The sequence below is a fragment of the Mucilaginibacter rubeus genome (assembly GCF_014643835.1).
In the GTDB taxonomy this organism is placed as follows: Bacteria; Bacteroidota; Bacteroidia; order Sphingobacteriales; family Sphingobacteriaceae; genus Mucilaginibacter; species Mucilaginibacter rubeus.
The window spans coordinates 549,218-564,722 of the sequence record NZ_BMKD01000001.1; the positions used below are offsets into that span (position 1 = coordinate 549,218).

Annotated in this window: 11 protein-coding genes; 5 read left to right on the plus strand and 6 right to left on the minus strand. The window is 44.3% G+C overall.

From position 1 onward, the window contains the following. The first annotated feature begins 5 nt into the window (after window positions 1-5). From IEX80_RS02255 to IEX80_RS02275, 5 genes are read left to right on the plus strand one after another with little or no spacing between them, the layout of a single operon-like run. Window positions 6-1,079, plus strand: coding sequence for a glycoside hydrolase family protein (locus IEX80_RS02255; protein WP_229701488.1), 1,074 nt, complete (start codon window positions 6-8; stop codon window positions 1,077-1,079). 9 nt (window positions 1,080-1,088) lie between these two features. Beyond that, a complete protein-coding gene (locus IEX80_RS02260) occupies window positions 1,089-3,230 on the plus strand; it encodes a hypothetical protein (protein ID WP_188831801.1) in 2,142 nt (713 codons plus the stop codon). 35 nt (window positions 3,231-3,265) lie between these two features. Then, window positions 3,266-4,411: a glycoside hydrolase family 88/105 protein gene (locus IEX80_RS02265; protein ID WP_188831802.1), complete on the plus strand. Its 1,146-nt coding sequence runs from the start codon at window positions 3,266-3,268 to the stop codon at window positions 4,409-4,411. After that, window positions 4,411-6,885, plus strand: coding sequence for a glycoside hydrolase family 31 protein (locus IEX80_RS02270; RefSeq protein ID WP_188831803.1), 2,475 nt, complete (start codon window positions 4,411-4,413; stop codon window positions 6,883-6,885). Before IEX80_RS02265 ends, IEX80_RS02270 begins: the two co-directional genes overlap by 1 nt. A 22-nt stretch (window positions 6,886-6,907) precedes the next feature. Further along, complete coding sequence (locus IEX80_RS02275; RefSeq protein WP_188831804.1) at window positions 6,908-8,515, plus strand: arylsulfatase; 1,608 nt, start codon at window positions 6,908-6,910, stop codon at window positions 8,513-8,515. Window positions 8,516-8,624: 109 nt separating this feature from the next. Here the strand turns inward: IEX80_RS02275 and IEX80_RS02280 are convergent, their stop codons facing one another. The 6 genes from IEX80_RS02280 to IEX80_RS02305 all read right to left on the minus strand — a co-directional run bounded on the left by IEX80_RS02280 (window position 8,625) and on the right by IEX80_RS02305 (window position 15,499). Further along, window positions 8,625-8,963, minus strand: a complete 339-nt coding sequence (locus tag IEX80_RS02280) for a potassium transporter KefB (RefSeq protein ID WP_188831805.1) — start codon at window positions 8,961-8,963, stop codon at window positions 8,625-8,627. Window positions 8,964-9,152: 189 nt separating this feature from the next. Beyond that, complete coding sequence (locus IEX80_RS02285) at window positions 9,153-11,081, minus strand: PAS domain-containing sensor histidine kinase (RefSeq protein WP_188831806.1); 1,929 nt, start codon at window positions 11,079-11,081, stop codon at window positions 9,153-9,155. Between the two features lie 134 nt (window positions 11,082-11,215). Then, entirely contained in the window at window positions 11,216-11,467 is a 252-nt protein-coding gene (locus IEX80_RS02290) for a hypothetical protein (protein WP_188831807.1), read from the minus strand. 117 nt (window positions 11,468-11,584) lie between these two features. Beyond that, window positions 11,585-12,439: an SDR family oxidoreductase gene (locus IEX80_RS02295; RefSeq protein ID WP_188831808.1), complete on the minus strand. Its 855-nt coding sequence runs from the start codon at window positions 12,437-12,439 to the stop codon at window positions 11,585-11,587. A 299-nt stretch (window positions 12,440-12,738) separates the two neighbouring features. Beyond that, window positions 12,739-13,689, minus strand: coding sequence for a manganese catalase family protein (locus IEX80_RS02300; protein ID WP_188831809.1), 951 nt, complete (start codon window positions 13,687-13,689; stop codon window positions 12,739-12,741). A gap of 124 nt (window positions 13,690-13,813) precedes the next feature. Next, on the minus strand, window positions 13,814-15,499 hold the full coding sequence (locus IEX80_RS02305) for a glycoside hydrolase family 26 protein (RefSeq protein WP_188831810.1): 1,686 nt from the start codon (window positions 15,497-15,499) through the stop codon (window positions 13,814-13,816). Window positions 15,500-15,505 lie beyond the last annotated feature (6 nt).

Here is a 15,505-nt window from a genome sequence, read left to right on the forward strand (position 1 = left end):
TTTGGATGATGAAAAGAAGAGATTTTATTGAACAGTTAAGCATGGTTTCGGCAATGGCGTTATTGCCAAGTTTGGCCTTTGGTGATACGGATGATCATATTTCGGCATTTGCCAAAAAGCTAAGGCCTGTTGGCCGTGCGTTGGAAATGGATGGTTATTACGTTTGGTGCAATAGCCCTATTGAGGGGCCCGATGGCCGGATCCATGTGTTTTTTTCGAGGTGGGTTGCTTCAAAGAAAATGGGCGGATGGATCAATGGATCCGAGATATGCCATGCCGTGGCAGATACACCGGAAAGCGAGTTTAGATTTCTGGGAACAATCCTTGCCCCGCGGGGGCCGGGTTATTGGGATGCTACTACCTGTCATAACCCGTCGATAAAAGTAGTCGATGGTAAATATTGCCTGTTTTTTATGGGTAATTCCAACGGTAAAACCAATACAAAACGGATAGGGTTGGCCATGGCTGATTCTCTTGATGGCCCATGGACGCGGCCGGATGAACCACTGCTTTTGCCCGGACCCGAAGGGGCATGGGACGATCATTGTACAACCAATCCGGCATTTGTTAAGCATCCCAACGGGCAGTACTGGCTATTTTATAAATCATGGAACACCAAAGAATATGAAACATCCACCGACCCGCTGGTAAAAGGGAATCGTAAATATGGTTTGGCTATTTCCGATAAACTGGAAGGCCCTTACATAAAATATGACGGTAACCCGGTTATAGATTTTTCGGGACGGGGCAATAATGCCCAGTTGGAGGATGCTTGTGTTTGGCTTGATAAGGGCCGCTTTAAAATGCTTGCCCGGGACATGGGTGTATTTAATCACCAGTATGGTTTGTACATGGAATCAAAAACCGGCAAGAAATGGAACGAGCCGGAGATAGGCTATTTTAACGCCGATTATTACCATATCAATCAACCACCGCCACCGAAATATTTGAACAAATACGGCAGGTTTGAAAGGCCCCAGCTTTTATTTCAAGATGGTAAACCCACTTACATGTTTACTACCTCGCAGGGCGGTAAATACATGACAGCATCGCCATTCATATTTAAAATAAATTCATAACACCGTGATATGAAAAAACTACTGCCTGTATATTTTGCATTATTTGCTGTTGTTTGGCCGGTTTTATTGAGGGCGCAAAATAAAATAGACCGTAAGGCTTTGGTGCAAAGGCACAATGTAATAAATAATGGCACCGACACGCTTTCTTCCCTGTCTGTCGGTAATGGTCGTTTTGCTTTTACGGTTGACGCTACAGGCTTACAAACCTTTCCTGAACATTATGATAAAGGCATTCCATTAGGCACACAATCTGAGTGGGGTTGGCACAGCTTTAAAGATACCGCAGGCTACAAGTTTGATGAAACATTAAAAACCTATATGCTCAATGGCCGCAACGTAAGCTACTCGGTACAATGGAACCAGCCTGGCCGTAACAGGAATGCTGCTAACTGGTTTAGGGAAAATGTACATCGCCTGCAATTGGGCAATCTTGGCTTTGTGTTATTGCATAAGGATGGGAGCGAGGCACAGATAACCGAGATCCAAAATATCCGGCAGGAACTTGATTTATGGACGGGCGCTATTAGCAGCTCTTTTACATTTGATGGTGAGCCCGTAAAGGTTCAAACCTACGCGCACCAGGATCAGGACCTGGTAGCGGTGAAAGTCCAATCGCCATTGTTAGCGCAGGGCAGGCTTAAAGTAAGGCTGCGTTTTCCTTTCCCCTCCAATCAGTTTGCCGATTATGGCGACAATTGGAAAAATCCGCAAGAACACTATTCGGCAATTGTTGGTTCCGGTGCCAGCCAGGCAGCCATCATTCATCGTTTAGATACTAACCAGTATTTTGTACGCCTCGCCTGGGATGGGGCAGCATCGCTTAAAAATATCGCTGTTCATCAGTTTGTATTATCACCGCAGGGCAAAACCAATGAATTAACATTTACCTGTTTGTTTAGCCCTAAGAAAACAACAACACTTTTACCCGGGTTTTCCCAAACGCAAACAAACAGCATTCAGCAATGGAAGGCCTTTTGGCAAAGCGGCGGTGCGGTTGATTTTAGTGGTAGTACCGATCCCCGGGCAAAAGAACTGGAACGCAGGGTAATACTGTCTCAATATCTTACCAAAATACAATGTTCTGGTCATCAGCCCCCACAGGAAACAGGTTTAACGTATAATAGCTGGTATGGTAAGCCCCACCTGGAGATGCATTGGTGGCACGGGATTCATTTTGCACTATGGGGCAGGGAGCAACTGCTCGAAAATAGTCTGGGTTGGTACCATCATGTAAAAGCCAATGCCCGTGCTATTGCTCAAAGACAAGGATATGATGGCGTCCGCTGGCAAAAAATGACCGACCCAGATGGCAATGAAAGCCCATCATCGGTAGGGGCATTCCTGATCTGGCAGCAGCCTCATTTTATTTATTTTGCCGAACTGGATTATCGTGCCCATCCGAATAAGCAAACGCTGGATAAGTATAAAGATCTTGTATTGGCTGACGCTGATTTTATGGCCTCATTTCCAACTTATGATAAGGAGCATGACCGGTATAATTTAGGCAAAGGAATTATCCTGGCGCAGGAACGTTACAAGCCCGAAGAAACATATAATCCAACCTATGAGTTGCAATATTGGCGCTGGGCTTTAAATACCGCTCAGCTATGGCGCAAACGCCTGGGCCTGCAGCCGGATAAAAAGTATGCCCAAATCCTGGATAAATTGGCCCCGCTGCCTCAAAAAGATGGCGTTTATCTCGCTGCTGAAAGTTCGCCCAACGCCTATACAAACCCTAAATTAAAAACAGATCATCCGGCAGTATTAGCAGCCTATGGTATGCTGCCCTATAATGATAAACTGGATACCACGGTAATGAAGAAAACCTTTAACCTGGTTTGGGACGTATGGGATTGGAAGGATACCTGGGGCTGGGATTTCCCGATGACTGCCATGACTGCAGCCCGCTTAAATATGCCTGATAAAGCCATCGATGCTTTATTTATGCCCATAAAAACCAATACTTACTTAGCTAACGGCCACAATTACCAGGACGGGCGATTACGCATGTACCTGCCCGGCAATGGCGGTTTGCTGGCCGCTGTAGCCATGATGTGTGCAGGCTGGGACGGCTCAACCACTGTTAACCCCGGTTTTCCTAAGAACGGAAAATGGAAAGTTAGGTGGGAAGGGCTTAAAAAGATGCCTTAGTGTTTACGTGTTTTAGAATATATATAATCTACGATATGAATAAATTATTGCTTACAATAAAAACGGTATTGAGTGCGTGCGTTGTTATGGGTATGATAGGTAGTGCATATGCCCAACAGCCTGCAAAAACAGAGGTTTTGGCTGGTATGACCCTGGCCAATAATTATTTTATGCAGAAATGGCCCGATCCGGGAGCTTCTGTTACGGTAAAGGGTACTACCCGTACCAGTAATTTGTGGACGAGGGCTGTTTATTACGAAGGGTTGATGGCGATGTATAAAATTGATCCTCAAAAAAAATACTATGATTATGCGGTTGAGTGGGGCGAGAAACACCAATGGAGCCCCCGTGGTACAGTTGATACCCGCAATGCCGACAATCAGTGCTGTGGGCAAACCTATATCGATCTTTACCTGATAGATAAAAAACCCGAACGGATTGAAAAAATAAAGCAAAGCATCGACCTGATGGTGAACAGCGAAAAAAAGGACAACTGGAACTGGATAGATGCACTGCAAATGGCTATGCCGGTATATGCCAGGCTTGGTGCAGTGTATAACGACAATAAGTATTATGAAAAGATGTTCGACATCTACAATTACTCAAAAACCATTCACGGCGGTAAAGGATTGTACAATACAGCCGATCATCTTTGGTGGCGTGATAAAGACTTTGTACCTCCATATAAAGAACCTAACGGAGCGAATTGCTACTGGTCGCGCGGGAATGGTTGGGTATTGGCTGCCATGCTGCGCGTGTTAGAAGTTATGCCTAAAAATGCACCTCACCGCAACGAGTATCTATCGGTATATAAAGAAATGATTGAGGCTTTGGTTCCATTACAGCGTGTTGATGGCTACTGGAATGTGAGCCTGAAGGATTCAACCAATTTTGGCGGGAAGGAATTGTCTGGCACAGCCTTGTTTACTTATGGTATGGCCTGGGGAATTAACCATGGCATCCTGAAAAAGAAAACCTATTTGCCAATAGTTTTCAAAGCATGGAATGCCATGGCAAAAGAATGCCTGCATCCGGATGGCATGCTCGGCTTTGTGCAGGGCACAGGCAAGGAACCCAAGGATGGCCAGCCTGTTGGCTATAACAACGTGCCCGATTTTGAAGACTATGGTTTGGGATGTTTCCTGCTGGCTGGCAGCGAAGTTTATAAACTGAGCAAGTAATGAAAAAGGTATCCTTGTTTTTAGCCTTTGTTTTATTAATAGCGGTGGCTGCCTCTGCGCAAACGGGTATTGGCAGCAATAAGTCCGGCTATAAAAAGCAAGGCAATGCATTGTTGTTCAGTAATGCTAATGGCGATGTTAAAATTGAATTTTGCTCGCCCTCAATGTTCCGCGTAAGGGCGAGCTGGAGCCGTACATTTTCGCCCGATGAGCATTTAATGCAGGAGACTTATAAGTGGCCCGCTGTTGATTATAAAATAACTGATGCTAAATCGGCATACATAATCCAAACATCGGCGTTGATTATTACGGTGTTTAAATCGCCGTTTATAATCAATGTGGCTGATAGTAAGGGTGTGATGTTATCATCAGAGTATGTGCCTGATAGTAAGCAGAACGGCGGTTTGCATCACATGGGCGATACCGTGATGTGTACCAAAAACTTGTTACCCGATGAGCATTTCTTTGGCTTTGGTGAGCGTATGGATTTTACCGACCAGCGTAACAAACTGGTAAAGCTCAATGTAGGTAGGGGCAAAAGCAAAAACAACTTGCTTGGTGCCTATAACATCAACGAGGCCAATTATTGCCCTGTGCCATTTTTTATGAGCACCAAGGGATATGGCATATATCTGCACAATTCATCGGCTACCGAATGGGATATGGGTAGCAAAACTGATGATGAATACAGCTTTAAAGCGAATGATGGCGAATTGGATTATTACTTTATTTACGGTTCAACGTTCCCGGTTATTTTAAGCAGTTATTTAAGCATCACAGGTAAATCGCCATTGTTGCCAAGGTTTGCCTTCGGTTTGCATATGGGCACTTATAGCGGCGGCACCTGGGGGCATGAGGAACTTACTTCGGATAGGTATGTGATAGAACTGGCCCGTAAGATGCGCGAGATGGGCATCCCGGTTGATATTCTTTTTCTTGATTCCACCTGGCGCTTGTTTGGTAAAAAGGGGGGTAAGGGGGCCACGACCTTTGAATGGCGCGAAACATTTAAAGACCCTAAAGCCATGTTTGATAGCCTGTATACCATGAACTTTAAAATGGTGGGGCTGCATATCCGCCCAAGGTTTGATAACGCTAAAAATCTGAACCTGCTTGATGAGGCACAGGCTAAAGGTTTTACTTATCCCGAAAATGGCAAACCAGGCGAATTTGTGAACTTTTTTGATCAGCAGGCTGCAAACTGGTGGTGGGATAACGGCGTGATGAAAGTAGCCTCAATTGGTGCTAAATTCCTGAAAACAGATGAAGGCAGTGCCTTTGGCTCATTAGCCAATGAAAGTGAAAAAGTTGGGCCTACTGGTAGAGAAGTGGCACAACTTCATAATGTATTCCCTATTGCATATGCTAAAGCACCATATTTGAAATTTCAGCAATACAATGGCATTCGTGGTTTAAACCAAACGCGCGAAGGTTATTCCGGCATCCAGCGTTACCCGTTCATTTTTGCAGGCGACTGGCCAAGCGAATGGCAATACTTTGCGCCGGTTATAAAAGCCGGATTAAATATTGGCATGTCGGGCGTTGGATATTGGGCACATTGCATGGGCGGTTTTGAACATGCGGCGGATCCGGAGTTGTATATGAGGTGGGTGCAGTTCGGTATGTTCAGTCCGGTGGCTATGGTTTTTGGCATGGACCATCCGGGTTATAAAGAGCCCTGGAACTATGGGGCCGAAGCTTTAGCCAACTTTAAAAAATACGACGATCTCCGTTACAGGCTGATACCCTATATTTACAGCAACGCATATACACAATATCAAACCGGCATGCCGCTTATGCGCGCCTTGGTGCTGGAATATCAGGAGGATCCCAATACCTACAATATAGCCGACCAATACTTGTTTGGTGATGACATGATGGTTTGCCCGGTTACCGTAAAGGGTGCACAAACCCGTACCATATATTTACCCCGTGGCACCTGGTTTGATTACTGGACCGGCGCAAAATATACCGGGAAACAATACATAAATATATTAACCCCGGTCGATCATTTACCCATTTTTGTAAAAGCAGGCAGCATTATCCCCATGCAACCGCCAATGAAATACATGGATGAAAAGCCGGTAGATGTAATTACGCTTGATGTATTTCCTGACAAGGGATCGTCGGAGTTTAAACTGTATGAAGATGATGGCATGACCTTAAAATATCAGCATGGGGATAAGGCAATCACTCATGTTACATTGGTAAATGGTGATGGTGGCTGGGAATTGCAGATTAAGAAACCATCCGGTAGTTTTATCCCCGCGCAGCATACCTATCTGGCCAAAATACATTGGGCCGGTGATAAGGAACCTTCTTCAATAACAGAAAATAAAGAAACATTGAAAATGGCCAATGGTGTTGAGGCATTAGATAAAGCAGCGGGCTGGTATTACGATAAAGCAACTCATTTGCTTTGGATAAAAACTTCCCATAACAACAGGGAGGATATTGTTCTTAATTTCAAATAGATAACGACTTATAGCTTCCCCTATGAAAAAGTTCCTCAAAATTATTTCTCTTTTTGCTATAGTAAGCAACCCGGTATTCGCCCAGGATAAGCATGCGGCTAAGCGTCCAAACATCATTATTATCCTGGCTGATGATATGGGTTACTCGGATATCGGCTGTTTCGGCTCTGAAACCCAAACGCCCAATCTTGATGCGATGGCCAAAGGCGGTTTGCGCATGACACAATTTTACAATGCGTCGCGCTGTTGCCCAACCCGGGCATCGTTACTCACCGGGCTTTATCAGCACCAGGCCGGGGTTGGTGATATGGTAAACCACCGGGATGTGCCGGCTTATCAGGGCTATCTGAACCAAAACTGTGTAACCATAGCCGAGGCGCTTAAAGAAGGTGGCTATAATACGCTGATGGCAGGCAAATGGCATGTGGGTACAGATCCCTTGCGCTGGCCGGTTAAACGCGGATTTGATCATTACTTTGGTTTAATAGATGGCGCAAGCAGTTATTTTAATCCAACAATGCCTTATCGCCCTAATCAAAAACTTACCATTGCGTTAGACGATAAGGAATACACACCAGGGCCAAACTGGTATTCAACTAATGCCTATGCTGATTATGCCCTTAAGTTTATTGAAGGTAATAAAGGCACGGGCAAGCCATTTTTCCTGTATATGGCTTTTACCAGTCCGCACTGGCCAATTCAGGCACTGCCCCAAGATATTGCTAAATACAAAGGCAAATACCTGAAAGGTTGGGATAAGCTCAGGCAGGAGCGGCTCGAACGTCAAAAGCAATTGGGGATCATCGCTAAGGATGAAAAACTTTCGCCAAGGGATAAGAGCGTACCGGAATGGGATAGCCTAAGCCCGGAAGAAAAGGAGCAGTTTGATACCAAAATGGCAGTATATGCCGCTATGGTCGACCGGATGGATCAGAACATAGGCCGCATCAGGAAAAAACTTAAAGAGCTGGGTGAGGATAAAAATACGGTGATCATGTTCTTGTCAGATAATGGCGCCAGTAATGAAACTATCTCGGGGCCGGGTTTTACTCCTGAAGTGCTGGCTGCAAACAGTAAGCCTGCAAGTGACCCAACTTCTTTTACATCGTACGGGGCATTGGGGGCCAATGTAAGCGACACACCTTTCCGCTTATTTAAACACTGGGAATATGAAGGGGGGACAGCTACCCCTTTTATAGCTTATTTTCCCGATGTGATTAAGCCGGGTTCTATAGTCAATAAGCCTGCCCACATTATAGATTTGATGGCTACCTGTCTTGATCTGGCTGGTGCAACTTATCCTAAAGTTTATCATGGCAATAACATTACACCTACAGAGGGTATAAGTCTTGTCCCCGTATTCAAGGGGCAAAACTGGAAAGGACATAACGGGCTGTTTTTTGAACACGAAGGTAACCGTGCTGTAAGGCAGGGAGACTGGAAACTGGTATCACAACGTCCCGAAAATAAATGGGAGCTTTACAATATCAGCACCGACCGCTCCGAATTAAACGACCTTAGCGCCAAATATCCTCAAAAAGTAGCCGAGCTTGAAGCCATGTACAAGACATGGGCCACCAGGGCAGGTGTGGTGGAGTTTGATAAATTAGCAAAAGCAAAAGGTGAATGATTAAATAATATTAATCATTTGCTTATGCAGCAACACTATAGCAGCTATAAATTAGCTTTTAAGCTTTGTGCATTCAGCTTCCAGCTTTTACCAATGCTAATGTTTCAGGTCAGTTCCACATAGTGCCGTTGAGGCCCAATACAAGGGCCATCCACAAGCCGATGAAATAACCCACAAAACTCAGCACAAGGAACAATCGCCCCAGCCAGCCATCAAGGCGGCGAAGCGGCTCTGTTAAATCGTAGCAGGCGCCAATCAACGCACCTAAAAAAGGAGTTAACAGGAGGGGTTTCACCCGCCAGTACTCATTCCAGGCAGGGTTACCCTTACCGGCACTGATCACAAAAAAGCTGATCATCAATAAACCGATACCTGCGCCTGTTAACATACGCTTTCCCAAAGCGTCGGTAAAAAAAGGTCTTGTTGTAAATTGTCTCGTTTCTGTCATGGCTTATATTGATACTTAAAAGTACTTTGTTATTCAAAGTTAAATTATAATTTTTATTTATGCAAGCCTTATTTTTCTGCATTTGAATAATCTTTTGTGAATCGACCCGCTTACCGAAATTGAATTGAGGCGCCGGTTCTGGCGTTAATACACTGGTGGAATGGGGATGGAGTTGGACAGGTCGTAGACTTACAAATTATCGGGTGATTCAGCCCGGGGAAGCGAAAAATAAAAAGTTGATCCCTTATCCAATTCACTTTCAGCCCAGATTTCGCCGCCATGCCGTTTAATAATTTCGGCACTGAGATAAAGGCCGATCCCGAAACCGGAAATATGGCGTGTATGATTGGTTTCAACGCGGTAATACCGGTCGAAAATATAGCCGAGATCATCGGGCTTTATGCCCATGCCTTCATCTTTTACACTCACTATTACCATATTGCCATTGAGTTTACAACTGATATCGATCTGGCGGTCTTTGGGCGAGTATTTTACGGCATTACTGATGAGGTTGGAAATAACGGAAATGATCTTATCCCGATCGGCATTAACCGTGAGGTTGCTACATTCTTTAAGGCTGAAAATATGGCTCGTTACGGTTAGCCGGGTTTCCTCCAGTATTTCCTGCAGTAATTGCCCCAGATCGAACGGCTGCTTCTCAATTAATAATTTACCGGCTTCGAGACGCGAAATATTAAGGAAACTGTTTATCATAGTAGCCATCCGCCTGGCTTGCTGGTTTGCCTTCTCCATCGCATCTGAAAGGAATTGATCTTCACTCTGCGCTAATTTCTTTTGCGCAACCTGTATAATGGCAGCTAATGAGGTCAGCGGCGTTTTCAGTTCATGGCTCACCATACCGATAAAGTCATTTTTGCGTTGTTCCTCCTGCTTTTTATCTGTGATATCGCGTGCGATCTTGGATAGGCCGATTATTTTCCCCTGCTTATCCATAATGGGAGAGATGGTTAGCGAAACATCCAGTAACCGCCCATCTTTGGTTAGTCTCCTGGTTTCAAAGTGATCAACCCGTTCGCCTGTAATTAAACTGGAAAGAATGTGCGGTTCCTCGTTTTGCCGGTCTTCGGGAATGATCTTGTAAATTGTTTGCCCTATCATTTCCTCCGCTGTGTAGCCAAACATTCGTTCGGCCGCGGCATTCCAACTGGTGACCACACTTCCCAGCGTTTTGCTTACAATGGCGTCATCCGAAGTTTCGACGATCGCGGCAAGCTTTGCGCTTTTTTCTTCGGCCTGCTTGATCTCGGTAATATCCAGGGTTATGATAAGCCCGGATTCTACAATGTTGTCGTCATTTTTAAGCGGCACAAAATGGATAAGATAAAATTCTCCCGTTTCTGCCTTTCGCTCTATAGAAAACTTTTCGCCGGACAAAACCCTCTCATATAAATGCCTGGAAGCTTCGTAGCGTTCGGGCGAAATCTCTGACGGATGCTTGCCTTCATAGTCGCGCCGGTCATAACCCATCCTTTCCATAATGTCGCCTTCAATGGCCATATACCGGTGGTTCCGGTCAACAACAAGGATCAGTGAACCTGGAATGTTCAGAGCAATGGAGCGGAAAAGTTTTTCACTCCGCCGGAGGTTTTCCTGGGCTTCCAGCAACTCCTCGTTGGTTGTGGCCAATTCTTCGTTGGCAGCTGCCAGCTCTTCGTTGGCCGCAGCATACTCTTCATTGGTAGCGGCCAGTTCTTCGTTGATGGCTGCCAGTTCCTCGTCAAGCGCCTCTTTGGTGTTTTCTAATATCCATATGGCTATGCGGGTAACCTCGCCCTTGTTGTTCTTTACGGGCTTATAAACAAAGGTAACGGGTACAATCTCTTTCTTCCCATTAAGCATTTGTATCATCGTTCCTTTATCATCCTGGTGCTGCCTGCCTTCTACTGCTATTTTCAGTGCCGACTCATCACCGGGTTTTGCAAGGGTAAAGATTTCCCGGTAAGATTTCCCTGCCAGGTCTTCAGCCTGTTTATTGATCAGCTTTAACAAATGAATATTAGCTGTTTCAATGCTCATACTTTCCGCATGAAGTATACAAATGCCCACAGGTGCGTGGAGCATGATCGAATATAAATCTTCCTCGCCGGCTATCTGCATATAAGTAATAAGTAATTTCTTATGGATAAATATAAGTTAAATACAAATTAAGGAGATTAAAAATATTTAATTTACAGGTTATAAAAATTGACAGGCAATTGGTATTGAACGTGGGGTAGCTTTACCGACAGCGCTTATTTTTTAGGCAGCTGGCCGCTCGGCGGCACGTTGCCTTTCGATGTGGTATCTCCGGTTAAGGAATCCTGTAGGTGTTGTTTCCTTGCACTGTTTATGGTGCTTGTGTCGGAGATGGATGGCCCGCCGCCCCTGTTTACACTGCTGCTATCGGTAGAGCCACCTATTTTTCTATTTCGATCGGCAGGATTACAGCCGGTGCTGACGTAGAGCAACAGAGCGACCGCAATAATTAGATTTGTTGTTTTCATGGTGATGCTATTATAACGTTTAAAAAAAGGTGATTGTCTTTTACTGCTAAACAAGCCTGTCTGCCCGGAGGAAGATAACTGATGCCGCTCTTGGGTTTACTTTTATCAGATGTCACCTTATCCGTTTACTACTTCGCCGCCGTTAACATGGATTACCTGGCCTGTAATAAAGGAAGAGTCGTCTGAAGCCAGGAAAACATAGGCGGGTCCAAGCTCAGAAGGCTGTCCGGCACGTTTCATAGCCGTTTCACTGCCAAACTTTTTGATCTTTTCTTCGTCGAAGGTGGATACAATAAGCGGTGTCCAGACGGGTCCGGGCGCTACGGCGTTAACGCGGATCCCTTTTTCTGTCAGGTTGGTAGCCAGTGATCGCGTAAACGTGGTGATAGCGCCTTTGGTTGATGAGTAATCAATAAGCGAAGGCGAAGAGCGATAGGCCGTTACCGAGGTGGTATTGATAATGCAATCGCCTGCATGCATATGATCTAATGCAGCTTCTGCAAAATAAAAATAGGCAAATATATTGGTGCGGAAGGTAACATCCAGTTGCCCGGGGTCAATCGCCCTAACGTCTTTTTGCGGAAACTGCATACCTGCATTATTCACCAGGATATTCAGCTTGCCAAATTCTTTTATAGTTTGTTGTACCGCGTGTTTGCAAAAGGCGGGGTCTTTTACGTCTCCTTTAATGAGCAGGCATTGCTGACCTGTTAATTCAACCAGGTCCTTTGTTATTTTGGCATCTTCATCCTCATCCAGGTAAACAATGGCCACATTGGCACCTTCCTGCGCAAAATGTACACTTACCGCGCGGCCAATCCCACTGTCGCCTCCGGTAATCAGGGCTATTTTTCCCTGCAATTTGCCGGCAGCTTTATAGTTGTCTTTAATGTATTCCGGAGCCGGATGCATCTTTGCTTCAATGCCTGGCTGCCTGTCCTGTTTTTGCGGTGTTTCTTCTTTGGTTATCATAAATTCTTAAAAAAAAAATTTGTTGTTGAGTTGATTAAATAAAACGGAATGCCGACTCTTATTAGAAGTTGTTTAATTAAATAATGATTTTTTTTCTTAAATGTTTATAATATTGAAAAAATTAGAAAATATTTTGTAAACACGGGAGTGCAGATCTAATAAACTTTCTTTAAAATCGATCGATATAAAGCTCTCGAAAAGGGGGGGGAAGTCAGCGGTATTAAAAACGCCTGGGCAACTGTTTAGTAAAAGCCGTCATCAGCAGGATGACGGCCGGTAGCATTGTTTTTTTTAGTATTTCAGACTCTGTTATTATTATCAGGATAAGTACTCCATTGCGCCACGCCTTCGGGTTCAGAGTCCTTTACTTCTGTGCTTTTTTCCTGGCTCATTTGCTTATTCAGCTTTTCGGCCTGTTTAAGTTCCCTCGCCTTATCATCTTCCAGTTGGGTGAGGCCCTGTGTTTCCCTTACGTGCTTGACCGGGTCAGCTATGTAAATGAATTCTTTTTCCAAATCGGGCATTTCGCCTTCGTTCCACGGGCCGTGAACGTCGGCACCATTAGACATATTGAAATACTGCTGGGCAAAGCGTGGATCGGCTGCCAGTACCCCTGGTGGAAAGTTTGGCTGGATATCGTTTAAAGCCGCTTCGAACATCTTGTAATGCGCCACTTCACGGGTCATCAGGAAAGACAGTGTTTCGTGAATGTAAGGATCATTGGTGAATTTCATTAGGTGTTCATAAACGAGCTTGGCGCGTGACTCTGAGGCAAGGTTACTGCGAAGATCGACGGTCAGGTCGCCATTTGAATGAATATAACTTGCACACCATGGTATGCCCTGGCTGTTGCGGGGCGTAACACCGCCGCCTGTAATAACGCCAAACTGTGGATTGGCGAATACTGCCTGGTGAATAATATCTTCTTTGGCAGCTTTACCATTCAAAACCTGCATGATCTCGGAACTGTCGGCAGCATTCTTAAGTTCGCCATTAACGCCTTTGAGGAGCATTTGAATAGTGGCGCCCACAATTTCAAGGTGACTGAATTCCTCCGTGGCGATATCCATCAGCATATCATATTTGTCGGGGTATGGCACCTTGGCACCAAAGGCCTGGGTGAAGTATTGCATGGCTGCTGCCAGTTCGCCGTTTTCTCCGCCAAATTGCTCCAGTAATAAATTGGCAAACTGTGGGTCGGGGCGCGATACGCGCGCGTTAAATTGTAGTTCTTTTACATGGTGAAACATAACATTTGATTTTAGAGTAGATAGTGTTATGATACAACCATGGGCAATGTTTTATGTTTTATAATTTAAAAAATTTATTTAATATGAAAATATAAGTGATCTATTTTACAAATCGTTAATATGATTACTGTTTCAATAAACTGCAAAATTTAAGCATCGACTGCGGAGTAATACTCCAGTTAGGGGCTTTAATATCACCCCAGGCTTTGGGGTTGTCATACAAATTAAAGTAGCAAACGCCAAAAATATGAGGGTTTGCATTTATTGTTTCAGCGGCATCGGCAAGCCATTTGTCCTGGAAGCTTTCTGATCCCTTCACACCAAATTCGGTTATGAACAAAGGCTTATCAAGAAACCTCATCCGAAAATATTTTCGGTTAAATATGGTGCTAAAGGCTTCCTGCTTATCCTGATCGGTAATGTTTTTATCCGGCAAACCGTAAATGGCTATACTGATATAATCTACTACATCGCTTCCGGGCCAAAAATCTGCCGAGCCGCGGTCGCCGGCAGGTCCCCAAACCTTTCTGACATTTTTGCCCGGCCCTCCGTCAAACTGCATAAAATATCTGAAGGCGTTGATGTAGTTAACGGGATCCTGACTTTGCCACTTGTACCGGTGGATCGGGATCTCCATTTCATGCATCCATCTGAGATAAACGATATTCGGTGTGGCAGAAATTATATTAAATAATTTTTTAATCTGTTTGTTATAACGGCCGTTTAAAATACTTTCCATAACAGCAGTATCCGGTATTCCGCTGGTGTCACGCCATGGCTCCATAGTTACAATAACTTCATGGTGACGGTTAATGACCTCCGAAAATTTTTTCTCAAAATCGCCTCTTTCAACTTCGCCCCAATCTGTAAAAAGATGTTCTACACTAATTCTCGGTTGATTGAGCAGTTTTTTATTTGGATCAAATACCCCAATCTTGAGCGAGGTCCTTGCCGGCTTTTTAGCGGCACTATCCGCGTAGTTGTCGGCACTGTATACGGTATTCCGGTATTTTATAAAGTAGTCTTTTTGTTGGTTTAGCCAACTGTATTTAAAAGGTGTTTTTCCGGTATTATTATCTATGATCAATACCGGTTTGTCTATAAACCTTAAGCGATGGAGCTTATGTTTTAACATATCAGAAACCGTGCTGTCTTTTGGATAAAAGTGAGTGGTATCTTCTGATTTGCTTCCAAGTGTTATACTTACATAATCAACAGTCTTATTTCCGGGCCAGTATTCGGTATCGCCGGGATAACCTGAGGGCCCCCAGATGATTTGTGCCTTTGGGGCAATCATTTTAATTTTTTTTGAAAAATAATTAAATGAAATAATATAGTCTTTAGGCGATTTATATTGCCACGGAAATATGCTGGCCGGTACTTCCATGTCAGGATTCCAGCGGATAAAAACCTGATGGTGACTTTTTGCCGCCAAAACAGCCAGTTCATGGATCTGCTTATCAAAACTACCATTGAGCACTTCAGTTAAAACGTTGTTTTTATAATCTACGCCTTTAAGCCAGGTTTCCACGGTAATTAATACATCATTGTTAGCCAAAGCTGTTTCAACATTGCCCCGGCTTGACCTTATAGCTGTATTTTTAAACACTGCCGTGTAACAAATAATGGGTTTGGCCGGTAAGGTATCACTTAAATTCCTGCGGTTAAATATGCCAACCACCTGTTCGTTGCTGCGGTAGTAGTCATTTGTAAAATAATCACTGCGGAAAAGTTTAATGCCCCAAAAGGATATAACGAAGATTATACCTAAACTGATCGCTAAATAAATCTTTACGGACTTTTTTTTCATTGACGA

Bases quoted from the DNA above. Each gene is read 5' to 3' on its own strand.
- IEX80_RS02285 (WP_188831806.1), bottom strand. From the start codon at position 11,081: ATGCAGATAGCCGGCGAGGAAGATTTATATTCGATCATGCTCCACGCA.
- IEX80_RS02265 (WP_188831802.1), top strand. From the start codon at position 3,266: ATGAATAAATTATTGCTTACAATAAAAACGGTATTGAGTGCGTGCGTT.
- IEX80_RS02300 (WP_188831809.1), bottom strand. From the start codon at position 13,689: ATGTTTCACCATGTAAAAGAACTACAATTTAACGCGCGCGTATCGCGC.
- IEX80_RS02270 (WP_188831803.1), top strand. From the start codon at position 4,411: ATGAAAAAGGTATCCTTGTTTTTAGCCTTTGTTTTATTAATAGCGGTG.
- IEX80_RS02280 (WP_188831805.1), bottom strand. From the start codon at position 8,963: ATGACAGAAACGAGACAATTTACAACAAGACCTTTTTTTACCGACGCT.
- IEX80_RS02295 (WP_188831808.1), bottom strand. From the start codon at position 12,439: ATGATAACCAAAGAAGAAACACCGCAAAAACAGGACAGGCAGCCAGGC.
- IEX80_RS02275 (WP_188831804.1), top strand. From the start codon at position 6,908: ATGAAAAAGTTCCTCAAAATTATTTCTCTTTTTGCTATAGTAAGCAAC.
- IEX80_RS02255 (WP_229701488.1), top strand. From the start codon at position 6: ATGATGAAAAGAAGAGATTTTATTGAACAGTTAAGCATGGTTTCGGCA.
- IEX80_RS02305 (WP_188831810.1), bottom strand. From the start codon at position 15,499: ATGAAAAAAAAGTCCGTAAAGATTTATTTAGCGATCAGTTTAGGTATA.
- IEX80_RS02260 (WP_188831801.1), top strand. From the start codon at position 1,089: ATGAAAAAACTACTGCCTGTATATTTTGCATTATTTGCTGTTGTTTGG.
- IEX80_RS02290 (WP_188831807.1), bottom strand. From the start codon at position 11,467: ATGAAAACAACAAATCTAATTATTGCGGTCGCTCTGTTGCTCTACGTC.